The sequence below is a fragment of the Salinibacterium amurskyense genome (genome assembly GCF_002797685.1).
In the GTDB taxonomy this organism is placed as follows: Bacteria; Actinomycetota; Actinomycetes; order Actinomycetales; family Microbacteriaceae; genus Rhodoglobus; species Rhodoglobus amurskyensis.
In genome coordinates, this window is record NZ_PGFH01000002.1 from 129,954 (window position 1) to 152,625 (window position 22,672).

At 62.5% G+C, this 22,672-nt stretch carries 26 protein-coding genes and 1 tRNA gene; 9 read left to right on the forward strand and 18 right to left on the reverse strand.

Translation table 11 applies throughout. The annotated features are described in order from the left end of the window. Together CLV85_RS09775 and CLV85_RS09780 are read right to left on the reverse strand one after the other, a co-directional pair. Positions 1–1,350 (reverse strand): hypothetical protein, encoded by a 1,350-nt coding sequence (locus tag CLV85_RS09775; RefSeq protein WP_147433366.1) that lies wholly within the window; start codon positions 1,348–1,350, stop codon positions 1–3. Then, complete coding sequence (locus CLV85_RS09780; RefSeq protein ID WP_100389450.1) at positions 1,347–1,739, reverse strand: PadR family transcriptional regulator; 393 nt, start codon at positions 1,737–1,739, stop codon at positions 1,347–1,349. The genes CLV85_RS09775 and CLV85_RS09780 overlap by 4 nt, the downstream gene beginning before the upstream one ends. Positions 1,740–1,844: 105 nt before the next feature. Between CLV85_RS09780 and CLV85_RS09785 the strand changes: the two genes are divergently transcribed. Then, positions 1,845–2,876, forward strand: coding sequence for an epimerase (locus CLV85_RS09785; protein WP_189621927.1), 1,032 nt, complete (start codon positions 1,845–1,847; stop codon positions 2,874–2,876). A gap of 83 nt (positions 2,877–2,959) precedes the next feature. Here CLV85_RS09785 and CLV85_RS09790 read toward each other — a convergent pair whose 3' ends face one another. The 6 genes from CLV85_RS09790 to speB all read right to left on the reverse strand — a co-directional run bounded on the left by CLV85_RS09790 (position 2,960) and on the right by speB (position 8,278). Continuing rightward, a complete protein-coding gene (locus CLV85_RS09790) occupies positions 2,960–3,670 on the reverse strand; it encodes a GNAT family N-acetyltransferase (RefSeq protein ID WP_100389451.1) in 711 nt (236 codons plus the stop codon). Positions 3,671–3,756: 86 nt separating this feature from the next. Then, positions 3,757–4,698 carry a DNA/RNA non-specific endonuclease gene (locus CLV85_RS09795; protein ID WP_100389452.1) on the reverse strand — a complete coding sequence of 314 codons (942 nt, stop codon included), beginning with the start codon at positions 4,696–4,698 and terminating at the stop codon, positions 3,757–3,759. 37 nt (positions 4,699–4,735) lie between these two features. Continuing rightward, entirely contained in the window at positions 4,736–5,374 is a 639-nt protein-coding gene (locus CLV85_RS09800; protein ID WP_100389453.1) for a cyclase family protein, read from the reverse strand. A 34-nt stretch (positions 5,375–5,408) separates the two neighbouring features. Continuing rightward, on the reverse strand, positions 5,409–6,815 hold the full coding sequence (locus CLV85_RS09805; protein WP_100389454.1) for a purine-cytosine permease family protein: 1,407 nt from the start codon (positions 6,813–6,815) through the stop codon (positions 5,409–5,411). 57 nt (positions 6,816–6,872) lie between these two features. After that, positions 6,873–7,292: a YybH family protein gene (locus CLV85_RS09810; RefSeq protein WP_100389455.1), complete on the reverse strand. Its 420-nt coding sequence runs from the start codon at positions 7,290–7,292 to the stop codon at positions 6,873–6,875. Between the two features lie 11 nt (positions 7,293–7,303). Further along, positions 7,304–8,278 carry an agmatinase gene (speB, locus tag CLV85_RS09815; protein WP_100389456.1) on the reverse strand — a complete coding sequence of 325 codons (975 nt, stop codon included), beginning with the start codon at positions 8,276–8,278 and terminating at the stop codon, positions 7,304–7,306. A gap of 90 nt (positions 8,279–8,368) precedes the next feature. Between speB and CLV85_RS09820 the strand changes: the two genes are divergently transcribed. Both CLV85_RS09820 and CLV85_RS09825 read left to right on the forward strand, forming a co-directional pair. Continuing rightward, the gene (locus CLV85_RS09820) at positions 8,369–8,950 is read left to right on the forward strand and encodes a helix-turn-helix domain-containing protein (protein ID WP_100389457.1); all 582 of its coding nucleotides are present in this window, start codon (positions 8,369–8,371) and stop codon (positions 8,948–8,950) included. A 154-nt stretch (positions 8,951–9,104) separates the two neighbouring features. Then, complete coding sequence (locus CLV85_RS09825) at positions 9,105–9,944, forward strand: hypothetical protein (RefSeq protein ID WP_100389458.1); 840 nt, start codon at positions 9,105–9,107, stop codon at positions 9,942–9,944. Positions 9,945–9,974: 30 nt separating this feature from the next. Here the strand turns inward: CLV85_RS09825 and CLV85_RS09830 are convergent, their stop codons facing one another. Genes CLV85_RS09830 through CLV85_RS09840 form a run of 3 tightly spaced genes read right to left on the reverse strand, consistent with a single transcriptional unit; the run spans position 9,975 to position 11,015 of the window. Next, positions 9,975–10,148, reverse strand: a complete 174-nt coding sequence (locus CLV85_RS09830; RefSeq protein WP_205030370.1) for a hypothetical protein — start codon at positions 10,146–10,148, stop codon at positions 9,975–9,977. 51 nt (positions 10,149–10,199) lie between these two features. After that, complete coding sequence (locus CLV85_RS09835) at positions 10,200–10,769, reverse strand: GNAT family N-acetyltransferase (protein ID WP_100389459.1); 570 nt, start codon at positions 10,767–10,769, stop codon at positions 10,200–10,202. Between the two features lie 27 nt (positions 10,770–10,796). Further along, entirely contained in the window at positions 10,797–11,015 is a 219-nt protein-coding gene (locus CLV85_RS09840; protein ID WP_100389460.1) for a hypothetical protein, read from the reverse strand. A 443-nt stretch (positions 11,016–11,458) separates the two neighbouring features. Here CLV85_RS09840 and CLV85_RS09850 point away from each other — a divergent pair, with 443 nt between their 5' ends. Genes CLV85_RS09850 through CLV85_RS09860 form a run of 3 tightly spaced genes read left to right on the forward strand, consistent with a single transcriptional unit; the run spans position 11,459 to position 13,439 of the window. Further along, positions 11,459–11,905, forward strand: coding sequence for an FAS1-like dehydratase domain-containing protein (locus CLV85_RS09850; RefSeq protein WP_189621926.1), 447 nt, complete (start codon positions 11,459–11,461; stop codon positions 11,903–11,905). Continuing rightward, positions 11,902–12,309 (forward strand): MaoC/PaaZ C-terminal domain-containing protein, encoded by a 408-nt coding sequence (locus CLV85_RS09855; RefSeq protein ID WP_100389463.1) that lies wholly within the window; start codon positions 11,902–11,904, stop codon positions 12,307–12,309. Before CLV85_RS09850 ends, CLV85_RS09855 begins: the two co-directional genes overlap by 4 nt. Continuing rightward, positions 12,306–13,439, forward strand: coding sequence for a UDP-N-acetylmuramate dehydrogenase (locus CLV85_RS09860; RefSeq protein WP_100389464.1), 1,134 nt, complete (start codon positions 12,306–12,308; stop codon positions 13,437–13,439). Before CLV85_RS09855 ends, CLV85_RS09860 begins: the two co-directional genes overlap by 4 nt. Before the next feature lie 63 nt (positions 13,440–13,502). On the opposite strand, the gene CLV85_RS09865 is transcribed toward CLV85_RS09860, so the two are convergent. From CLV85_RS09865 to CLV85_RS09880, 4 genes are read right to left on the reverse strand one after another with little or no spacing between them, the layout of a single operon-like run. Then, positions 13,503–14,132 (reverse strand): response regulator, encoded by a 630-nt coding sequence (locus tag CLV85_RS09865; protein ID WP_100389465.1) that lies wholly within the window; start codon positions 14,130–14,132, stop codon positions 13,503–13,505. Continuing rightward, complete coding sequence (locus CLV85_RS09870) at positions 14,129–15,283, reverse strand: sensor histidine kinase (RefSeq protein WP_100389466.1); 1,155 nt, start codon at positions 15,281–15,283, stop codon at positions 14,129–14,131. The genes CLV85_RS09865 and CLV85_RS09870 overlap by 4 nt, the downstream gene beginning before the upstream one ends. Next, complete coding sequence (locus CLV85_RS09875; protein ID WP_189621925.1) at positions 15,284–16,138, reverse strand: ABC transporter permease; 855 nt, start codon at positions 16,136–16,138, stop codon at positions 15,284–15,286. Then, positions 16,135–17,010: an ABC transporter ATP-binding protein gene (locus CLV85_RS09880; protein WP_100389467.1), complete on the reverse strand. Its 876-nt coding sequence runs from the start codon at positions 17,008–17,010 to the stop codon at positions 16,135–16,137. Before CLV85_RS09880 ends, CLV85_RS09875 begins: the two co-directional genes overlap by 4 nt. 121 nt (positions 17,011–17,131) lie before the next feature. Here CLV85_RS09880 and CLV85_RS09885 point away from each other — a divergent pair, with 121 nt between their 5' ends. Further along, positions 17,132–17,596, forward strand: coding sequence for a hypothetical protein (locus CLV85_RS09885; RefSeq protein ID WP_100389468.1), 465 nt, complete (start codon positions 17,132–17,134; stop codon positions 17,594–17,596). Here CLV85_RS09885 and CLV85_RS09890 read toward each other — a convergent pair. The 3 genes from CLV85_RS09890 to CLV85_RS09900 all read right to left on the reverse strand — a co-directional run bounded on the left by CLV85_RS09890 (position 17,593) and on the right by CLV85_RS09900 (position 21,721). Further along, positions 17,593–18,273, reverse strand: a complete 681-nt coding sequence (locus CLV85_RS09890) for a HEAT repeat domain-containing protein (RefSeq protein WP_189621924.1) — start codon at positions 18,271–18,273, stop codon at positions 17,593–17,595. The genes CLV85_RS09885 and CLV85_RS09890 overlap by 4 nt on opposite strands. A 33-nt stretch (positions 18,274–18,306) precedes the next feature. Next, positions 18,307–19,503, reverse strand: coding sequence for a pyridoxal phosphate-dependent aminotransferase (locus tag CLV85_RS09895; RefSeq protein WP_100389469.1), 1,197 nt, complete (start codon positions 19,501–19,503; stop codon positions 18,307–18,309). A gap of 175 nt (positions 19,504–19,678) precedes the next feature. Continuing rightward, positions 19,679–21,721, reverse strand: a complete 2,043-nt coding sequence (locus CLV85_RS09900; protein ID WP_100389470.1) for a choice-of-anchor G family protein — start codon at positions 21,719–21,721, stop codon at positions 19,679–19,681. 505 nt (positions 21,722–22,226) lie between these two features. Between CLV85_RS09900 and CLV85_RS09905 the strand changes: the two genes are divergently transcribed. Together CLV85_RS09905 and secE are read left to right on the forward strand one after the other, a co-directional pair. After that, a tRNA-Trp gene (locus tag CLV85_RS09905) sits at positions 22,227–22,299 on the forward strand. A 64-nt stretch (positions 22,300–22,363) separates the two neighbouring features. Next, positions 22,364–22,645 carry a preprotein translocase subunit SecE gene (gene secE / locus CLV85_RS09910; protein WP_100389471.1) on the forward strand — a complete coding sequence of 94 codons (282 nt, stop codon included), beginning with the start codon at positions 22,364–22,366 and terminating at the stop codon, positions 22,643–22,645. Positions 22,646–22,672 lie beyond the last annotated feature (27 nt).

The following is a 22,672-nucleotide window of genomic DNA, read 5'->3' on the forward strand; positions in this document are numbered from 1 at the left end:
CTAACCAGCGTTGACTGGCGCGAGTTCGTGTGTCGCGCGGGTTGAGCGTGGCCGGCGAGCCATCATCACGGCGAGCACGATGGCCACGACTGGTGAAATGAACGTCGCCATGGTGATTCCTAGGATGCCGACTGTCGCGGCGATTGCCGCGCCGATTCCTGCGACGAGTAGCGCACGCAACCACCATCGCGCTGGCAACAGGGGTGTGAAGAGAAGCCCACCGGCAACCCCTGTCGCAATTCCGGAGAGTACTAACAACATCCAACCGTTGGGGTCGCCGTCACGGAGCGAATAGCTGAGCGCAACCATCACGAGGGCGGCGGTCAAGGCGGCTGCTGCCGCGACAACGGGCGGGCCGACGCGAGCGAAGAGCGCGACCGCGCTCGCGGCAACCGTGATTGTTGATGCTAGGGAACCGGCGAGGATCCCGATGCGCATGGCTTCTGTCGCGTCGAGAGTGTTGATGCCCCACAAGCTTCCGCTGAGTGCGAAGGCGACGCAGCCGAGCCCGATGATCGCGGATGCTGCAGCCGCGACCGCAAGCTGGCGGCGGTGGCGTGGCGAGAGCGGTCTGCGCGTCTCCGGGCGGCTCGGGTGACTTCGCGGGGCGCGAGGAGTCGACGGGATGAGACGGCCTGCTACGAGGAGCGCCGCGGCGGAAATCAGAATTGACCCCGCGGGTAGCAAGCACATGATGCCCACAGCGAGAGCGCCGATGGCTCCGAGCGTTATGCCGAGCGCCCACCGAACGGAATGCGTGGACAAGTGACGGAAGGCTGCCAAGGTGAGGGGCAGGAGCGCGAGGATTCCGAAGAACCACGCGAGGCATGCGAACAGTAAGGTGGCGCTGCCGAACCATGACATGCCAGTTCCCGCATCCGCTTCGTCGAACCCGACGCTCCAGGACGCTGCCATGAGCGCGCCGAAGGTCCAGGCGGGGACGGCGGCGGTTGCCGCATACAGGGCATGCTCGGCCAGGATGAGGCTGGTACGCAGCAGCAGGGCGCCGGCGGCGATTGAGGCGACAAGAGCGCCACTGTACTGGGCGCCTAACGTGAGCGCGAGCAACCAAGGTGATGAATTGAAACCGCCGGCCCACAATGCCACCATGGGGACCGCGCTGAGGGCGAGGGCTAGTCCGGCGATCACTGCGATGGTGGCGGGAGTCGCGCGTTCAACGAGACCGTGAGCGCGGATCGACCACGCTTCGCTGAGCGATGGCAGGGCGCGTTCGTGGGCATCCGCCGCCTGCTCGAGAGTGTCGAGCATCAGTTGGCCATTGGCGCGCCGCCACGCTGCGGGGTACCACCGTAGTAGTCGTTGGTAGCGGCTGCGGCGAAGAGTGTTCACGCCGGGGCCGCCGTATTGGCCATAGGCGAGAACGCCGTCCCTGGTGTGGAGGCGGGGCGCGCTGCTACGGGGCGCGCGGGGGTGGTTTGTGCCGCGATCCGCGCCTGGGCAACGGCCGCGCGTTGAGCGAGGCGCTCGGCTTCAGCCTCCAGCTGGGCTCGACCATCATCGGTGATCTCGTAGTAGCGACGGGCGCGGCCCTCAACGATCTCGTCACCGGTAACTCGAACGTGAGACTGCCGTTCGAGTCTTTCAAGCGAGGCGTAGAGGGTCGTCACCCGCAGCTTTATCGCGCCTTCGCTGAGCTCGGCCACCTCGTTCAGGATGGCGTAGCCGTGGCGCGCTCCGGCGGAGAGGGCGGTGAGAATCCAAAACGAAGTTTCAGTCATATTGGAAATATACCCAGAGTGGGAAGGTGGGTCAAGAGGCGCAACTAGTGATCGTCATCCGCTCGATAGACTGGACTGAGAAAACTTCAGTCTGATGGGGGCGTCATGGCAGCGGAACCGGTAGCGGCACAACCAGCGACAGAAGCGCCAGCAACACATTCAAGCGCAGCGCAGCCCATCGCGGTAATCGCCGGAGCCAGCGGCTTCGTCGGGCCAGCGATCGCCGACGCCTTTCGCGAAGACGGCTACGACGTGCGGTTTATTGGCCGCAGCGCCGCCGTCACGTGGGACGACCCCGCAGCTATCGCCCGGCTCATCGATGGCTCGGCGATCGTCGTGAACCTCGCCGGCAAATCCGTGAACTGCCGCTACAACGACAAGAACCGCAACGAGATCCTGCGCTCGCGAGTGGAAACAACGCGGGCACTGCGCGAGGCGGTCGCCGCGGCATCCGCCCCGCCCGCCATCTGGATGAACGCCTCAACCGCCACGATCTACCGTCACTCGACTGACCGCCCCAACAGCGACGACAACGGCGAACTCGGCAAAGGGTTTTCGGTGGATGTTGCCCGCAACTGGGAGAACGAATTCTTCGAAGGCGACCTGCCGCACACGCGCCGCGTTGCCCTCCGCATGGCGATCGTGCTCGGTGATGGCCCGGCCACAAACCTGTTGCTCCGGCTTGCGCGGATCGGACTCGGCGGCCCCCAAATCGACGGTTGGTGGTTCGGCCACAACCGTTACCGCGGCATCGGCCCGACACCTACCGGCAGCGGCCGCGCCGAAGGTCATAAGACCGGCGGGCGCCAAAAGTTCAGCTGGATTCACCTCGACGATGTGGTCAGCGCGATCCGATTCCTGCGCGACACCGACACGATTGCCGGGCCCGTCAACCTCGCGAGCCCCCACCCCTCCGACAACCGCACGCTCATGGGCATCCTGCGTAAAGCGGTCGGTGCACCGTTTGGCTTGCCTGCCTGGCGATGGATGCTCGAGCCTGCCATGGGGGTGCTCGGAACCGAACCCGAACTCATCCTCAAGAGCCGCTGGGTCGTGCCCGGAACTCTCACCGAGGCGGGCTTCACGTTCGAGCATCCGGATCTCGCGGACGCCATCGCAGACATCTCCGGCCGCTAGCGCGTAGCCTTGCTGCTTCGCACGAGCACGGACGCTTAGTTGTTGAGCGTCTCAGCCGTCGAGTCTCTTAGTCGCTGAGCAGCTCAGTCATTGAGCGGCACAACATCCCACTGCCCGAACAGGGTGAAGCCAGCAGCGAGCGCCACCGCCGACGACCCATCGTTGCCGAGCTGGCAGCGGTATTGCGGTTCGTAGCCGTCCGCGAGAGCACGTGCGCTGATGGCGCGCACGGTCTGGGTCGCGAATCCCTGACCTCGGTACTCGGGCAAGGTGATGATGCCGAGATCGGCCAGCTGCGAGCCGCGCCACGGGTACATGCTCGAAGCGGCGACGAGCCGATCATCCGCGAAGGTTCCGTACACAAGCCAGTGATCAAGTTCCACAAACGCTTCGTCGAGCTCGTTCTCGGGGATCGCCGCCGTGAACTGTTCAAACGCTGCGGCATCCGCCTCGGTCAGCGGACGTGTTGACTCCGGGGTGACCTCGGCGCGCAGCGACTCTTGGGCATGCCGCGGGAGGTAGAAAAGTCGATCGGTGCCATTGAGCGCGACGCCGGCGGCGTCAAGTTCGGAGCGCAGCTGGTCGCTCGTAATCCGTTGCCCGTCGGTGAAATCAAGACGCTCGGCAAATGACGTCACGAGGCTCACGATGCTCGGCCCCACTGCAACATCGAGCAGAGTAACGGCGGTGTTTGTGGGCAGCGAATCAGCGACCCGCACCACGTACAGGGCGTCGAAAGCGGGCTCGCGTTCGTACGACGGCAACCAGTAGTCGAACACAATCGGTGAATACATTCGAACCCTCTCGGATGCCGTAGCGAGACTGCAGCACTGCCCCAGTGGCAGAGTCGCAGACTAGCAAATGGCGCTCCGAACCGGTGCTACAGGCGAATCGCAGCGGGTTCGAGCAGCTCGACCCAACGAGCCTCGGGTCGCGCTGCGTCGGTGGCAGCCTCAACGGGAGTGAGCGCATCCGCGCCGATGAGGGCGCCGAGATCGAGCCCGGTGACCTCGGCGATATCCGCAATGGGAACTTGGAAGGTGCGGAAGGGGCCGAGCGGCGGGGGAGCGTCGTTGGCGAGAGCCAGGGCACGGGCCTCATCGAGGTCGATGTCGGAGAGTTGCGGTCGTTGGTCGAGGAGGAACCCGGCGGCTCGAAGCTCAATACGGGCGTCAGTAGCTTCGTCAGCGTCATCAGCTTGGCCAGTGTCGCTCGCCGTTGTCCACGCCGCGATCTTCCAGAACAGTTGCGGGATGCCGACGCCCCGATAGAGCGGATCGTCGTCCCCCAGCACGGGTGCTGTGAAGACGCTGATGCGGTTCCGGTTCGCTCGCGCGTACTCCAGCACGTGATCTTCGAGCCCCAACCACAGTTCCTTCGATTGGTTGAATCCAGCGGCCTGAGGTGCAGCGTTTGTAAAGGCAAAGGTGTCGTAGTTGGCGCGAGCCGCCGTTGCCCCATCGCCCCACACCGGGTCGCGGCGGCGCACGAGGTGCCCGCGATCAAGGTCGTTGCGGGCGTAGACGGCTTCGCCGGTTTGTTCGTGTTCCGGGATGCGCGGATCAAGGTGCCAGTCATTGCCCCGACCAACGTTCACCAGCTGGGCACCATCGATGTTCACGCCGGTTGCGGTAGCGAGCCCGCGTGACGGATTCAAGCTCACCGAGAAGTGGGTGTACGCGAGTTCGCGATTCGCTACAGCGGGCGCGGCGGCCGTCGCAGCCGCAGCCGCAAGCGAAGGGAACGGAACAGCTACGCCTAGGAAGTCTGAGTCGTAGCCGTCAGTGTCATACCCGTCAGTGTCGAACGCTGCGTCATCCATGTGGGTAGTGAAGCAGTCGCGCCTGACAATTGAGGCGCTAGTCGTCGAGAACGACCGCGCGCACGGGGGCACCATCGGCATCGATCGCCAACGGGAAGAAGCCAATGCGCACTCGCTCAGGCAGCCCTTCAAGCCCAGTGATGTTCTCGACGATCAGGCCGTCGTCTCCCAAGACAATTTCGTGAACAGGAAAATCGGTGGAGCCTTCGCCAGTGGGGTCGGGGCTGAGAGTGTCGACGGCGAGCAATCGCATGCCACGACTCCAGAGCTCGGCCGCGGCATCCGGAGCTAGTGAAGGATGGTTCAAGGCTTCGTCGGAGCCGAAGTGCTGCGCCCAACCGGTGTTGATGATGACGATCGCGGGCACGGCGGCGGGAATCTCGCCCAATGCTTCCGTGATCTCGGCGAGGCCATAGTTCGCGTGAGCGCGTTGCTCGGCGAGGTGCACGATAAGCGCATCGCCCACAAGTTCGTCGAGACTGATGGCTGCGGTCGTGCGGCCACCTGCGACGGTGTGCGAGGGGGCATCGAGGTGGGTGCCCGTGTGTGATCCCAGGTGGAGCAGGCTGACGTCGACGCCATCCTGCTCCACGCTGAGTGCGCTTTCGATTGAGACCGCAGGGTCACCGGGGTAAACCTGCATTCCACTGGTGATGGGGTGGCTCAATTCGCGCATGGGGTACCTGATTCCTGGTGAGGCTTAGGCCGAGTTAGGCGACGGTGCTGGCGGCGGCATCCGCAGCATCGGCATCCGTAGTGTCGGCAAGGTGCTGGCTGCGAACGGCTTCGTGACGCTTTCGTTCGGGAAGCATGACTGCAAGATAAAGCACGAAGGTGAGAACGAACGCGGGGATCGTGGCACCGATCGGCAGCGGCCACACGTAAGCCCAGACGTACGACATGACGGCACCGATGACCCAGATGGCGACAGCGAACCAGTTGATGCCGGCCTTGTACCAGTAGCGACCGCCGCGAGCTTCGAGGATGTCCTTTGTGTAGGCGCCGCGCTTCACGATGTAGTAATCGACAATCATGATCGCGAACACCGGAACGAAGAACGCACCGATGACGACAAGGAAGTCGGTGAACTGGTTGAGCAACTGCAGCCACGTTGAGCCGATGATCGAGATGCCACCCAGGATGAGCGCGGTCGGCAAGAATTTCGCCTTGCTGTTGACCTTGGCGTTGACGACCGAAGTCACCATTCCGTAGACGACCATCGTGTTCGTGGCCATCACCGAGAGGAAGATGATGATTGCGAGCGGTGCACCGAAGGCGCCGACAATCGTGGTGGGGTCGAACGCGGCCGCTTCGTCGCCCTTGAGGACCACGTAGACGAAAGCGGTGAGACCAAGCGTCATCGCGACAACGGTCGAGACGGTGTAGCCGATGCCCGAGCCGATCACGCCAGCCTTGGTGGTGCGAGCGAAACGGTTGAAGTCGGCCGACAGCACCGTCCACGAGATGGCGGTGGCGATCACGATATCGAGCACAATGATCGGCGTGAAGCCGAGGCTCTCGTCGGGGGCGACGGCCTGGAAGTCATTGAGGTCGAATGCGGTGAACGCGGTAATGAAGACCCACGCGATGATGCCGAGGATGAGCACAGCGAACCACGGCTCAATCTTGGAGATGCCTTCGTGGCCCAGGATCGCGAGGATCACGACGATGCTTTGGCAGAGCACGGAGAACAGGATGGGGTTCGAGTACCCCGTCGCGTTCTCCACCAAGAAGTTGACGGTGACGCCTGCCAGCATCGCCTGAACCCAGCTCCAACCCATAAGCACGATCACGTTGGCGGTGACGGGTAGCAGGCTGCCGCGCGTTCCGAACGCGCCGCGAGTAATGGCCATGGTCGGTAGCCCGGTGCGAGTTCCGATAGCGCCGATGGCGGTGAGCACGATGGCTCCGCCGAGGGTTCCCAGCACGATCATGAGGAACGCGGTCGCGAAGTCGACGCCAGGAACGAAGAGAGTTCCCGTGAGCAGCGTCGTGACGACGAGGTTGGCTGCGAGCCAGATCATTCCGATACGCAGCAGTGAGTAGGTGCCCTTGACGGGCTTGCCGCCATCGGACTGATCTTGGGTGTGTTTGCTTAGACGGGAATAGAGCGACATTGCTGCAGTCTCCTCAGTAGGGTGCGGTTTGGGGTGAGTGATCGGGTAGTGAGTGAGCTATTCCGCGGCAGAGGCGGCGTCGTCGGGCACGGGCGACAAGTGCTCGTGCACGGCCACTAGCTGGTCGTTGTCGAGGCGGAACACGATGGTTTCGCGCTCGCGGTACGCATCTTCGCCATCGCCGGTGTCGACGCGAGTGAAAACGTTGTGGCTGAAGACAGCGCCGCCGGGGAACGACTGCACTGCGGCATCCGATGACTCGCACTCGAGTACTTTCCAGCCGCCCTCAACCCAGCTGGCCCACAGGCGCTCGTATTCGGCGCGGTCGTTCAGGCGAGCGGGTTCGGTGTGAAAGATGAAGGTCGCTTCGGGCGCGAAGCCGCGAAAATAGCGGTCGCCGTCGGTGGCTGCAAAGGCATCGACGATGGCGGATGCTGCGCTGAGCACGTCATCCTCGTGCGGTGTTGTCGTGCTCATGGTGTGCTCCTCTAGCTCTCGGGCTGTTCGGTCGAGTTCTTGGTATCGCGGGGAGCCATCGCGCTCAGCAGTTCGTAGGCGACGTGGCTCGCGGCCACGGCCGTGAGTTGCGCGTGGTCGTAGGCGGGGGCGACTTCGACAACGTCGGCGCCCACAATGTTCTTGTCGGCGAGGGCGCGAAGAATGCGCAGCAATTCGCGGCTTGTGAGTCCGCCGGCTTCGGGGGTTCCGGTGCCGGGCGCGTGGGCTGGGTCGAGCACGTCGATGTCAATGGAGATGTAGAGCGGCTTGTCGCCGATGCGCTCGCGGATGCGTTCGATCGCGACGGCTACTCCGTCTTCTTCGATGTTCTCGCTCGTGACGACCGCGAAGCCGAGGCGGCTGTCGTCGGTGAGGTCTTCGGCGCTGTAGAGCGGGCCGCGGGTGCCGACGTGCATGCTCGCGGTCAGGTCGATGAGACCTTCTTCGGATGCGCGGCGGAACGGTGTGCCGTGAGTGACCGGCGCCCCGAAGTAGGTGTCCCACGTGTCAAGGTGAGCGTCGAAGTGGAGCACGGCGACGGGGCCGTGCTTCTTGGTGACGGCACGCAAGAGGGGCAGTGCGATGGTGTGGTCGCCCCCGATCGTGAGGATGCGGTCAGCGCGGGTTGCGAGGTCGAGGGCAGCCGCCTCGATTTCGAGGATGGCGTCGTCGATGCTGAAGGGGTTCGCGGCAATGTCGCCGGCATCCGACACTTGCTGAGCGGCGAAGGGCGAGACATCTTGCGCGGGGTTGTAGGGGCGCAGCAGTCGTGATGCTTCACGCACGTGGGCCGGGCCGAAGCGGGCGCCGGGGCGGTAGCTCACTCCGCTATCGAAAGGGATTCCGACGATCGCGATGTCGGTGTGTTCAACATCTTCGATGCGCGGCAGACGAGCGAATGTGGCGATACCGGCAAAGCGAGGGACAATACTTGCATCGACCGGGCCAACAATAGGTTTCGTCATAGTAAACTTTCGATAATCAGCAGTAAACGTGAACTCACAGTAAACCCCGAGGTGCGCGTCGTCAACCCTGATCAGTGATGGAGTAGAGCCATGAGACCGTTGTCGCCCTCACCCAGTGCCGAAGCGCTCGCCATCGGAGCGCGCATCCGCAGTGCCCGCAAAGCGCAAGGCTTCACTCTCGAGCAGATCGCCACTTCTGCGGGGCTAACTAAGGGTTTTTTGAGCCGCCTCGAGCGCGACGAGACCTCGCCCAGCGTCGCCACTCTCGTGCAGCTCTGCCAAGTTCTGTCGCTCGAAATCGGGTCACTTTTCGCTGAGCCTGAAGCGGTAAAAATTTCTTTAGCGGATGCCCCACACATCAATCTCGGCGGCCAAGGAGTGGATGAGCGGCTCATCTCGCCGCGCAACGAATCTCGTGTTCAAGTCATTCGCACCCACATGCAGCCCGGTGCCAACGGTGGCGATGCCTTCTACACAATCAGTTGCGAAGTAGAAGTGCTGCACGTGATCTCAGGTGCCGTCACCGCGCGTTTCGTGGATCGAGAGATTCCCCTCGCCGCGGGTGACTCGCTCACGTTCCCCGGCCGCGAACCTCACAACTGGGAAGCGGATGCCGAACTCGGCGCCGAAGTGATCTGGACAATCGTGCCGGCAACCTGGCGCGGGGAGTAGTCGCGCAGGCTCTGTGGCGTTGAACGGCTGAAGCTCTGAAGCTCTGGAGCTCTGGAGCTCTGAAGCGCTGAACCGCTGACTCGCCGGTGAGCCCAGCCCTTTTGGGGGGCGCACGTGCTCTGGATGAGCATCACTAGCACAGCAATAATTGAGTGTGACGTTTCCTTTTCTTTCGAGCCGCCTCAACACCGACGACCTGAGCAGTCTGGAGTGGAAGACGCTCTGGCAGTGCTCAATCAATCGCGCGGTGTTGCGGGAGAATGACGAGGGGCACTCCCTTTCTTTCGTCGATACCCCTTTGGGAACCGGCAACCACAGTGCCGCAATCAGGCTGATCGCAGAGGGCTTTCTTATAACATCCCCGGGCACGCCAACAGGACGGTTCGTGGATCAGCACCTTCCTTTGGGAAAGATTCTCTCGCCGTCGCGCACCGGATGGCGCGCGCTCAGGTCGCCCGAAGCGGCGGCTTTCAAGCCCACGACTCGCACCGAACTGCAAGGGCTGAGAAACGATCTCGACAGGGAAGACCAAGACCTGCGGGCGCTGTGGCTGCTGCAACTCCGAGCGCCCGTCAGATTCACACCAGACGGGCTGTTAGAAGGAAGAGGGTGGTGGGGTGATGAGAGTAAATGTCGCGAAGGCATCGTCGCGCTGCTCGATAAAGGTTTCGCCGAGAAGCACGGTCAGGAACTCGTGATTACCCCGAGTGGAGTGGATGCGCTCGCGCAACGTCCCCAACTCACGTCCGGGTTCGAAGCGCTCAGACGTGTGTACGCAGAGCACCACATCGATGTAGGAACGCCGGAACACTACGAACAGTTCAATGTCGCCAAGAATCAGGGACTCTACGTATGTAGTTGCGGCTGGTACACGATTTATGACGACCCGCTGTCCTATCGTTGGGCAGGCGAATACCCTGCGGGAGCCCACCCCGCTCAGCTGTATGACCAGCAATACCTTGCCGTCACCCGCGAGGTCGAGGGCAAGGCCTAGCTGACCTAGTGCGTGGCGGGTTGCTATCGCCTATTTCACTACGTGCTCGCGATCGGTGAAGAAAGTGTGCAGCGGCGCTTCGACATTGCCGTTCCAGAGTTCTTCGCGTCGTACAGCGCGACGAATCGTGCGGCGGATGACGCGCGGAAGTGTAGTTCGAAAGAACGGCAGATCGAGCCACACGAGGTCGTCGGGGGCCAGCATGGCATCAGTCTAGAGACGTGCGATCCGCAGGCGGAGCACGATTCTTGTGAACTATGTCGTGAGCGGCAACAAGAGCACAGGCACCTCATCGTCGGTGCGCAACCGAGCGTGTAATTCCACGTCGAAGCGCTCACCGCCGTAGCGCAGCTTCAGTCGTTGGACGCCCTCTGGGGCGAAGCCTGCTCGAGTGGCGACGACGCACGACGCAGGGTTGTTGACTCGGTGACCTAACTCGAGGCGGAATAACCCCTCATCGAAAGCCCACTCGGCGGCCGTAGCGAGAGCGCGAGTGGCCAACCCTCTCCCGCGACCAGAAGCAGCGAGCCAGTAGTACAGCCACGCAGTGTCGTGTCGTCGGTCGATGCTCGAAATCCCCATGTTGCCGACAGCACAAGCGCCATCCACGATCGCCCAATTGAGGTGCGTATTACCGCGTCCGAGATCGGCAGCGATGAAGTCTCGAGCACGCGCTTCTGAGAACAAAGTGGGCGAACCCAATTGGATGCCTAAATCAGGCGTCGACCGGTAGGCGTCGAGCAGCGCGCCAGCATCAGTGGGTTGCCATGGCCGGAGGTGGGGTTCGCTCTGCGGCGCAGCGGCGGACGCGGTGAACGAATCCATCACATTGCCGGAGCGGTATCTTGTGCCCTAGTCAACGATCTCAGTTTGAGTCGCGATGTAATCCCGCTCGTCGTCGCCGAGGCGTTGGGGTGCGTTTGCTGCATCGGTGTTCGTCAGCGTCGCGATCTCTTGGAGTACCGAGTCGTTGATCTCGCCGTGGAGATCTTCTTTCAGCGAATGCTTGGCTTCGATGCTCAGTTCTGGCCACCAGCGCTCAATGGGGGGAAGGGTGTTGGTCGAATCCATGAGGTGCCTTTCCGCGATTGGTTGACCCATTGTGCACTACGCTGTTGAGTTTTTCATCGGTATCGGAAGGCTCGGCCGGTGTGCTCTGGCGCAGAAATGTCAGTGGCTGCGGGTAGTTTTAAAAAAAGTTAGCCGACACGCCGAGACACTACATCTGGGGTAATGACATGGGTGTCATTACCCATATATAGTGAAATCTCCGACAAACCGTCGGCAAACTTCGAGAAGACTTTAAGGAGGATCGAATGGATAACGAAAACGACACTGTTGGCGGATACGCAATTCCCGTCGACCCAATGGATCTTCTGCAGTGCGACAGCTGCCAGTAAAAACTTACTGAGCTAACGCCTCACAAGATTCCTGAAGCCCCGGCAGACCTCACGGTCTCCCGGGGCTTCACTCTTTAACGTGCAGAACCCTCAACACTGCCTAAACTGGTAACCGTGCCAGTGAATCCAGAACTAGAAGGCCGGGTCTTCCCGCCCACCACCCCGTATCTTGTCGGGCGCGAAAAAGTACGCGAGTTTGCTCGCGCCGTCTTCGCCCAAAGCCCCCTCAACCACGACGCTGAAGCAGCGAAAGCAGCAGGCTATGCGGATGTCGTAGCACCGCCCACCTTCGCCGTCGTCATCCAAGAAGCAGGCCTCGCCCTTCTCCTGGCCGCCCCCGACACCGGCATCGACTTCTCCCGCATCGTGCACGGAGAACAAAAGTTCCGCTACACGCGACCCATCGTCGCCGGCGACGAACTCACCGCCATCCTCACTGTCACGAGCATCAAGTCCCTCGGTGGCAACGACATGATCACCGCCGAAACCGCGATCAGCGATGCCGATGGCAACCACGTCGTCACCGCAACCTCCGTACTCGTCATGAGAGGCACAGAATGAGCGACCTCACCGTCGGGCAAGAACTCATCACCGGCAAAGTCACCCTCACCCGCTTCTCCCTCGTGCGTTACGCCGGAGCATCCGGAGACTTCAACCCCATTCACTACCGTGACGACGTCGCCAAGTCGGTAGGCCTGCCCGGCGTACTCGCCCACGGCATGCTCACGATGGGCCTCGCCGTTCAGCCCGTCATTGACTGGATGGATGGCCGCGGCGAAGTCGTCGAATACGGCGTGCGCTTCACGCGCCCCGTCGTCGTCGACGGCAACGGCGGAATCACCGTCAGCGTCAGCGCCAAAGTTGGCGCGATCGAAGACGACGTGACGCGTATCGACCTCACGGTCAGCGCCGCGAACCAGACCGTGCTCGGCAAGTCACAAGTGAGGGTCAAACTCAACAAATGACCGACACCGCCCCCAGCGAAAGCACAGCGCCGCAACATGACGCGCTGCTCGCCGACCTCACCACCATTCGGGTAGGCGGGCCAGCACACACGCTGCTGCGCCCCGCCACCGAACAAGAACTGATCGTAACCATGCGAGACGTGTGGCAACGAGGCGACGAATGGCTGCTCATTGGGGGCGGCTCCAACATGGTCATCAGCGATGAAGGATTCGACGGCACCGTCATCCACATCGCGACCCGCGGCATCCAACTCGTCTCCCAAACCGACACCACCCTCAGCCTGCGTGTGCAAGCTGGCGAATCGTGGGATGGACTCGTCGCAAAGCTTGTCTCACGCGGCTGGGCCGGGCTCGAAGCTCTCAGCGGCATCCCCGGTTCAGTGGGCGCAGCCCCCATCCAGAACATCGGAGCGTACGGGCAAGAAGTCGCCAGCGTGCTCGACGGCATCGACTTTCTCGACTACGACAACAGCGAATTCGTGCACCTAACGACCGCCGAACTCGAACTGGGCTACCGCAACTCAGTGATCAAAGAGGGTCGCGCCGGCGTTGTTCTCGCCGTCTATTTCACGCTCACCGCCTCGCCCGAGAGCACCGTGCAGTACCAGCAACTCGCGACCGCGCTGGGTGTGAACATCGGAGACGGCGTACCCGTGCAGCAGGTGCGCGACACCGTACTCGCGCTGCGGGCATCCAAAGCAATGGTTCTCGACCCCAACGAACCCGACTCGGCCAGTTGCGGCTCGTTCTTCACCAACCCAATCGTGCCCGAACACATCGCCCGAGCCCTTCCCGCGGATGCCCCACGCTGGGTCGTCGACGATGAGCCCGTTGCCGACGTTGTGGTTCCACTCGGCGAAACTCCCGCACCGCCACCACCGCCCAAGCCTCGACTGGTGAAGCTCAGCGCTGCCTGGCTCATCGAGAATTCGGGAGTGAACAAAGGCTTCCGCCTTCCCGGATCGCGCGCTGCCGTCTCCACCAAGCACAGCCTGGCAATCGTCAACCGCACGGGAGCCGACGCCGCCGAGATTGCCGAACTCGCGCGTTATATCGGGGCGTGCGTGCTCAGCCGGTATGGCATCCACTTGCAGCCCGAGCCTGTAGCTGTCGGCGTCGAGCTGGCCTAGCGTCGCCGCTGATCCAGCGTCGCCAACCGGCCACGTCGCTAACCGGCCACGTCGTCAGTCAGCCTAGGTGGTGCGGGGCAGCAGCCCCAGCTCCATCGCCTTCGTCACCGCACGAGTGCGGTCTTTCACGTCGAGCTTTTCGAACACGTGGATGAGGTGCGTCTTCACCGTTGCTTCGCTCACGAATAGGGCGGCGGCAATCTTTCGGTTGCTATTGCCCGCTGCAACGAGAGCCAGCACTTGAGTTTCGCGATCGCTCAGCGTCACCTTCGCAGGTTCACGCATGCGGTTCACGAGCAGCGCCGCAATTGACGGCGCCAGGGCGACCTCGCCTCGAGCCACCGAACGCAGCCCCGCCAGAATCTCCTCTTGGGGTGCAGCCTTCAGCAGGTAGCCGCTTGCGCCTGCCTCAATCGCGGTCAGAATGTTTTCGTCGGACTCGTAGGTCGTCAGAATGAGCACGCGCACGTCGGGGCGCGCAGCCACGAGCTGCGCGGTGGCCTCGGCGCCTCCGAGGCCGGGCATGCGCAAATCCATGAGCACAACGTCGGGGGAGAGCTGGGTGGCCAGGGCGACCGCCTCGGTGCCGTCGCTGGCTTCGCCGACGACTTCGATGTCATCCGCCGAACTCAGCAGGCCAACGATTCCACTGCGGACGATCGGATGATCGTCGGCAACGACAACACGAATCATGCGAATACTTCTTTCGGGATCGTGGCGCGCACCGTGGTGCCGGCGGCCGAACTTTCGACATCGAGACGGCCGTTCACCAGGGCCAGCCGTTCGCTCATTCCTTCGAGCCCGAAGCCGGTGTGGGTGGTCGCGGGGTCGAAGCCGGTGCCATCGTCAGCCACTGCAATCGTCAGCCCGTCGTCGCCGACAGTCACGGTGATCGTGGCGCGAGTAGCGTTCGCGTGCTTGCGCACATTGGCTAGGGCTTCTTGAGCGCAGCGCAGAACCACCACCTCAGTTTCGCGGGCGATCGCAGGCAGGTGCGCGGCATCCACCGTCACCGTCAATTGGGTTTCGCGGCTGTACCGCTCGGCCAGTCGGGTCAGAGCGCTCGTGATTCCGTCGCCTGTGAGCCCCACGGGAGCGGATGCCGTAACCAGTGCGCGCGCTTCCGCAAGTGCTGCGCGGGCACTGTCTTCAATCAGCTCAAGCTGTTCGGCTGCGGCGGCAGCGTTGTTGTTATCCAGTTCGCGCTTCGCCCGTTGGGCAACAAGTACTAGCCCGGTGAGGTCTTGCGCGATGGTGTCGTGGATTTCGCGGGCGAGCCGCTCTCGTTCGCTGGAGACTCCGGCATCCCGGCTGATGGCGGCGAGTTCGTCGCGCGTGGATTGCAGCTCGAGCACGAGGTCGTGGCGTTGGTCGCTGAGCCGAGAGATCTGGGTTATCCAGAGGCCGAGGGCGAGGCTGAAGATCAGCGACAGGGCAACGATCGTGGTCGTGTACAGCACAGCATCCGCGCTGAGGCCCATGTTGAGGAGAAAGCCGACACCCACGGAGAGGGCGAGCGCGACGTTGCCGATGATGGCGTTGCGGGTGCGTTCGGCGAGCACCCACACGAGCGGGTAGGCGAGGGATTGCAGAGTGGCCATCACGGGCATGAACGCGACGGCGGCGCCAACGGTGATCACGAGCACGCTCACGTAGGCGATGGCCATGACGGAGTTGTCGCGGGCGCGGATGCCGAGAGCGAACCAGGCGAGCGCGAAGGCCGCGAGTGCAACCCCGGCACCGATCTTGCTTCCGGAGCCGTAGCCGCCGGAACCGACGATGAGCACTGCCATGACCGCCGTAGTGACGGTCACAGCAATGCTCATCCAGCGAACAAAACCCATTTAGCTATCCTTGCGGATCCAGCGGAAGGTGATGCGCGTCACGATGAGGCCGATAACCAACCAGAGGCCGGTGGCGATGGCCACTCCGGGCAGGTTCCAGCTTTCGGATTGCTCCATTACTTCGAAGCTGGCGGGTAGGAACACTTCGCGCATTCCCTGCGCCATCCACTTGAGCGGGAAGATGCTGGCAAAGTTTTGCAACCACTCGGGCAGCATCGAGAAGCCGAGGTACACGCCGGAGATGAACTGCAATACGAGGGCGACAGGGATCACAACAGCAGTGGCGCTCTTGCCGCTGCGGGGGAGGCCACTCAGGGCAATACCGAGCACGGCGGATGTCGTGACACCGAGCACGAAGACCCACGCGAAGGTCACCCATTTGCTGGGTTCGCTCGGTAGCTCCACGTCGAAGGCGAGGCTTGCGACCAGAATCACGAGAGTGGCTTGCAGCACACCGGTCGTAAAGACTTGCCCGATCTTGCCGATGAAATAGCTCATCACCGGCAGGGGCGTTCCGGCCAGACGTTTGAGCGTTCCGTCGCTGCGTTCCATCGCAATGTCGATAGCCATATTCTGCAGACCGCTCAGCAGCAGTCCCGCGGCGATCATCCCGGGCAGGTAGAAGGCGGCTGCGGTGAGCGGCTCTTCTTCGGTGCCGAAGTTCTGTTCGCTGAAGGCAACCGCGAAGATCGTGAGCATGACAACGGGGAACAAGAAGGTGAAGAAGACCGAGTCGCCCTGGCGAAAGTAACTGCGCACTTCGAGCTTGATGCGGCTGAAACCGAGTCGCACACTGCGGCCGATTCCGAGGCCGAAGCTGGGGGCAGTCTCGGCGGTAGGTGTTGTGGTGCTCATCGGGCGTTCTCCACTTCGCGTGCGTGTGCATGGTCGGAGACCAACTGCAGGTAAATGTCTTCGAGGCTGGGGCGAACGATCTCAAGTCCGGCTGGTTCTGCACCGGCAGCCATGAGGGATGCCACGACAGCGCCAGGAGTGTGCGTGCGCTCTTCGTGCTTGCCGTTGGCATCGCGCCAGCGCACGAGCGGTATGCGCGCCTCTTCTCCACCGATCTCATCGATGGCACCGATGTCGATCATTTTTCCGCCCGCAATCACACCCGCTCGGTCGCCCAGTTGGGCTGCCTCATCGAGGTAGTGGGTAGTGAGAAGGATGGTCGTTCCGTCCGCCTTGAGCGAGCGAATCAGTTGCCAGAACTGTTGGCGTGCCTCGGGGTCGAAGCCCGTAGTGGGCTCGTCGAGAAAGAGCAGCTCGGGGCTTCCGATGATGCCGAGCGCGACATCCACTCGCCGGCGTTGGCCGCCCGAAAGTTTGCGGATCAAGGTGCCCGCTTTTGCCTCAAGCCCTACGGATGCGATCACTTCGTCGACATTGCGCGGGTTGGGGTAGTAACCAGCAAAGTGGGTCAGCTGTTCGCGCACGGACACATTGCCGCTCTCGCCCGACGACTGCAACACGATGCCGAGACGGGCCTTCCAGTTGAGGCCGCCTTTACCCGGATCGACGCCCAGCACCTTCACCGAGCCACCGGTTCGGTCACGGTATCCCTCGAGGATCTCGATCGTGGTCGACTTGCCGGCGCCATTCGGGCCGAGCAGCGCGAAGGTTTCGCCGCGCTGAATCTCGAAACTGACCGAGTCGACAGCGGCGAAAGAGCCGTAGGTTTTGCGCAGATTCTCGACCTGCACGACGGGAGCGGTGGTGTTCATGCTTCTATCGTCGCTTGTCTGGGCCGGGCGCGACAGGTGCAGTCGGTTAGAGGTCTATCAACCGATCGGTTGATGCGGCGGCGTTGCGCGAGTATTCAGCCAGCGTCGCTACGGTCAGACCATGATCTCGTCGGCCTGCACTCGAACCACCGCTCTTGCCGCGCTCGCGCTCGCCGTTGCCTGTGCGGTTACCGGATGCTCGTCGCCGAGCACCTCGAACAACACGTCTGAACTCAGCACAACACCGCCAGCCAGCTCAAGCCCCGACGCGGCCACGTTCTTCCCCGATGTGGAGGAGGTGGGAGTCACCCCTTCTGGCACCAACCTCTTCGACTTCGCGGTCACCATCAGCTCTCCTTATGACACCCCCGAGCAGTATGCCGATGGCTGGCGGGTAGTCGCTCCCGATGGCACGGTTTTGGGGGAGCACACGCTTTCGCATGATCATGCGAATGAGCAGCCGTTCACGCGCACGCAGGCGGGGGTCGAAATCCCTGAGGGCATCACGGAGGTCACCATCGAGGGCCGCGATCAGGCCAATGGCTACGGCGGAACGACGGTGTCTGTCGAGTTGCCCGGTCGCTAAGTCTGCGTGCTGTCGTCGGGCTCTCCGCTTTCGCCTGCTGCGGCATCCGCGAGCAGGAGGCGTAGCTCTGCGTCGAAGAGCGCGGCTTCGTAGCCGTCGTCGGGGGATTCCCGCAGCAGCACCGTTGTCATGGCGTGTAGTCGTGCATCCGCGCTGCCGTTCTCAACAATCTCGTCGAGCAGCGTCGCGGCGTGATCGCCGAGCGTCACGAGTGACCGGCTGAGGCTCATCTTGGCGTCGCGCTCGCCGTGGCCGAGATGGGGCACGAGCAGTGCGGCCAATTCGGTTTCGCGTCCCTCGGGAACGAGAACTGTTGCCACTCGCCAAGCGGTGCGCGCCACGGTCTCATTAGAGTCGTTCAGCACCTCGGGCGTGATCGCTTCCCATCCGGCGGGGTCGCCGATCTTCGACAGTGTGTGCAGCGCTTGGCTTCGGGCCTGCGCGGTTCCCGAGCGCGTCTCGGCCACCAGCAGCGGTACCGTTACCGCCACCGGATGCCGCATCAACGCCCACGTGAGAGTCTCACGAACGTTGAGGTCAGGCTCGATCGCGCACCGCTCGAGTAGCACGCGCACGAATTCGTCACGTGGGTGGGTGCCGGCCGACATCGCGGCTTGGAGCCGCTGTGACGGCAGGGCAGCCGTAAGTGCCGTGCTCAATCGGTCAGCGGCATCCATAATTCCTCCACCGCACGGGTGGCGGTTGTTGTCTTAGCTAAAGAGCTTCTGTAGGCGCTGCACGCCTTCGAGAAGGGCGTCGTCGCCGAGGGCGTACGAGAGGCGCAGGTAGCCGCTGGGGCCGAATGCTTCACCGGGTACGACGGCAACTTCGGCCTGGTCGAGAATGAGGTCGGCGAGCTCGAGGCTCGTGGTCGGAGTGACTCCGCCCCATTCGCGGTTCAGCAGGCCCGTGACATCCGGGTACACGTAGAACGCACCCTGGGGAGTCGGACAGTTCAGTCCCTCGATCTTGTTGAGTTCCGAGACGATGAGCTTGCGGCGGCGGTCGAAGGCCAGGCGCATTTCTTCCACGGCATCCTGCGGGCCGGTGAGCGCTTCGATCGCGGCACGCTGGGAGATGTTGGAGACGTTGCTCGTGAGGTGCGACTGCAGGTTCGCAGCGCCCTTCATGGCGTCGACCGGGCCAACCATCCAGCCGAGGCGCCAGCCGGTCATCGAGTAGCTCTTGGCGACACCGTTCACGAGGATGGTGGTGTCGGCGAGCGCCGGAACAGCCTCCACGATCGAGACAGCACGCACTCCGTCGTAGACCAAGTTTTGGTAGATGTCATCGCTGATCACCCAGATGCCGTGCTCGAGAGCCCACTCGCCGATGGCCTTGGTCTGCTCGGGCGAGTAGACAGCTCCGGTGGGGTTGGAGGGCGACACGAAGAGCAGAACCTTGGTGTTCTCGGTGCGAGCGGCTTCAAGCTGCTCGACCGTGACGAGGTAACCCTGATCGGCGCCGGCGAAGACCTCAACGGTGTTGCCGCCCGCAAGCTTGATGGCTTCGGGGTACGTGGTCCAGTACGGGGTGGGAACGATGACGTCGTCGCCCTCGTCAACGAGAGTTGCAAAGGCTTGGTAAACGGCTTGCTTGCCACCGTTGGTGACGACGACCTGGTTGATGCCCACTTCGAGGCCGCTGTCGCGCAGCGTCTTGGCGGCGATCGCTTCGCGCAGCTCAGGGAGTCCGGCTGCAGGCGTGTAGCGGTGGTTCTTGGGGTCGAGCACAGCCTTGGATGCCGCCTCCACGATGTTCGCGGGAGTCGCGAAGTCGGGCTCGCCCGCCGCATAGCTGATGATGGGCCGCCCGGCCGCAAGAAGCGACTTGGCTTTGGCATCCACCTTGAGGGTGGCTGACTCGGCGATGGCGGAAATTCTGGCTGAGAGGCGAGGTGAGGTCACCCCATAAGTCTATGGCTTCGGATGCGCGGATGCCCAGAGATTGCTGGCGGCGCACAGGCGCGCACACAGAAGACTGGCCCTACCGCGAGAACGCGGTAGGGCCAGAGAGAAGCGGCCGGAGCTGTGATCCTGGGGGGACGATAAGCTCCGGCCGCTAGGGGTTACTTACGCAGTCCTAGAGCTCGGACTTGGGGTGTGTACGTAGGTAACCCTGACGCGCGAAGTAGGCACCCGCTGCCAACAACGCGACGATGAGGGCGATGAGAGTCGCAACACCGGCACCGGTGTACGCGAGCTGCCCATCGAGGGCATAGGTCGGAAGATCCAGGAGGCAGATTCCGACACAGGGGTCAGTGACTGGGCCACAGTTTTCGGTGCAGTTGGGATCTTCAGGATCCGTCGGACCGCAGTTCTCCGTGCATCCGGGGTCAACCACGGTCTGAACGTTGGGGCCGACTACGGCGCGAGCCACGTTGAGGGTTGCGATGTCTCCGCTGCCGACGGCTACCCGCACCGCGGTCTCGCTGAACATGTCGCCCTTGACGGCGCCCGTGGAGGTCAACTGTTCTTGCACGTTGACCTTGATCGAGACCAGGTCGTGGAGCACCGTTGCGACGCTGGAGTCTCCGAGGAGGCCGGTTACTGCCGGGTTCACAAGGCCGGTGTTCAGGCTCTTGACGAGCGAGGTGACCACGCCGTCGTTGGAGAAGAGCGAGCTGTTGAGGCTCTTGCCGAGGCTGCCGATCAGGGTGTCGACGTTGAGGCCGGTTTTGACCGTTCCGCCAAGAAGCGAGATGTTCGCCTTCGCCGAGATCGCAGTTCCGTCGATCAGGTCATCCACGTTTCCTACGATGCTGACGTCAACGGTGCTGCGCAGGTCGGGGAGAACCGAACCAACCAGTTCACACACGGTGTCTGTCGTGTAGCCGATGATGCCTTGCGTTACGCCCTGAGTAACTCCTTCGGTGAGACCGCCGGTCAGGCCGCCGAGCAGGCCACCAACGAGGCCACCGCTGGAGGAGCCGCCGCCGAGAACCTCACCATTGAGAATGTCGCCGATGATCGGAACTTGGATGTCGCGGCACACCGTCTTCTGGGTGGACTTCTGTGCGGTCAGCAGGTTGAGCTTGGCGGAGACTTCGACGCGAGCATCCCGCAGCGACAGCTCGACGCGTTCGACGATGTCGTCAGCGAGGTCGGCCACTGTTTCGGTGATGCCGTTGAGGATCTGGTTGACCACCGCATCCGTGAGCAGTTCGGTGTTCGGAGCCAGATTGTTGAGTTCGCCGCCTAAGAGAGCCTCGAGGTCAACCACTACGGCGCCCGTTTCGAGGTTGAAGCTCACGGCACCGTTTCCATACTTACCGTCGAGCAGGGTGCTCACTGCCTTCTGCAGGTCGGCGTCAACGATGACCTTCACGTCAGCGGAGGAACCTACGACACCGAGAACGGGGTCGAGGATGCCATCGATCGAGTTGCCGAGAGCACCGTTGTCGCCGCCCAGGCTGATGAGCTGGCCGTCGACGCCGTCGAGCGCCTTCGTGACCTTGCTCGTCAGCTTGCTGATGGCGGGGCTGGAGAAGCTCAGTGTTGCGTCAGCGAGCGTGTAGTCGCCGGATGCCGATGTCATGTTTCCGTCGGCGCGAGCGGCCACGGCGTCCAAGTCGAGCTTCAGGTCGGTGAGTACCGAAGCGAACTCGTTGCTGAGGAGGCTGTCGAGGTCGAGCGTGAGGTCACCCGCGGGGCCAGAGGCCAGCTCGCCGATGCCGATTCCGCCATCATCCTGAATCGCTCCAGTGGAGGCGAAGGATTCACCGTCTTTGTCGGCCTGAGCGTATTGGTTGACGACGCCGGCATCCACAACATCGAGCAGGGGAAGCTGCAAGCCGCCCGGTTGGTTGAGTACGGTCGCGCCAAGTACCTCGACGGTGAGCGGATCGCGGTGAACTTGTCGTGCCTGGTTGCCGTTGTTGCTGGCGACTACTTGGCCGAGGCCGGCGACGTTGCCGAGGTCGGTTCCGAGCACATCCCCTGAAAGGAATTCTGCGTAGGCGTACGAGGCTCCGTTAGTCTCTTCTGCGCTAGCAGCAGCGGGTGCAATGAAGATGAAGCCCGATACGAGGGCCATGGTTCCGAGGGCCGCTCCGAAACGGACTCCTGCGGTGTGGTTGCTTTTCCCGACTGGCTTCCCAGTGCGCGGGATGTGTTGTGTAAACACGACTGGTACCTTCCTGATCCTGTGCGGAAAAGGAAGCTGGTTCGACAATGAGGCCAACTTGAGGGTTGTGCCACGAACTACTGCCTGATCTCAGCTTCGCTTGCCCATTTGGTGGTTGTGCTTTTTGAGTTGTGCAACGAGATGGTTAGGTCTCGCGTGGTCTTGCCCGAATGGTGTTACTGGTTGTGCTGGTGGTGCCCGAAATAAGAAGGGTTGGTTTGCCCTGCTTACATAGAGAGACTGCAACCCCCTTCGGTTATGACGCGGGTTTTCAAACTTTCTTGAAAACTTTTTTGAGGGGGTCGATGAACAGCCGTTTTCTGCGGGTTTTCTGTATTGATCGCTCTAGAGGGGAGCGCGAACTGCGCGACGGCTCAGGATGACGTACACTTGTTCAGGTAGTTGATAACTGCCATACTTTCGCGCGCCTGCTCCTCACTTCTCAATGTGGATGTCGCGGTGTGTTTGTGCGAAGGTGTGAGTAAGAGATTTAGGTCTCTTGCAGAGGGTGGTGGCTCAATTGGTAGAGCAGCGGTCTCCAAAACCGCAGGTTGCAGGTTCGAGTCCTGTCCGCCCTGCAAGTCCCGGTCCGTCTAACGCGGAATGGGTCGAGCAAGCCGAAGTATCGGAAGGTATCTAAGAGTGGCCAAGAAAGTCGTAGACGAGCCCAGCGAGGACGTCGTCGCCAAAGCGAAGAAGGAAAGCGCGCAACGTCGTGGACCCTTCGGTCGTATGGCACTCTTCATCCGCCAAGTAATCAACGAACTCAAGAAGGTTGTGACCCCGACCCGCCGCGAGCTGGTCAGCTTCACTCTCGTCGTTCTTGTCTTCGTGATCATCATGATGGGTATCGTTTCCGGCCTCGACTTTGGGTTCAGCGCCTTGGTGAACTTCTTGTTCGGCGATCCCAACCTCGTGGTCTAGGCCCTTCACAAACCGCAGCGGCTACGG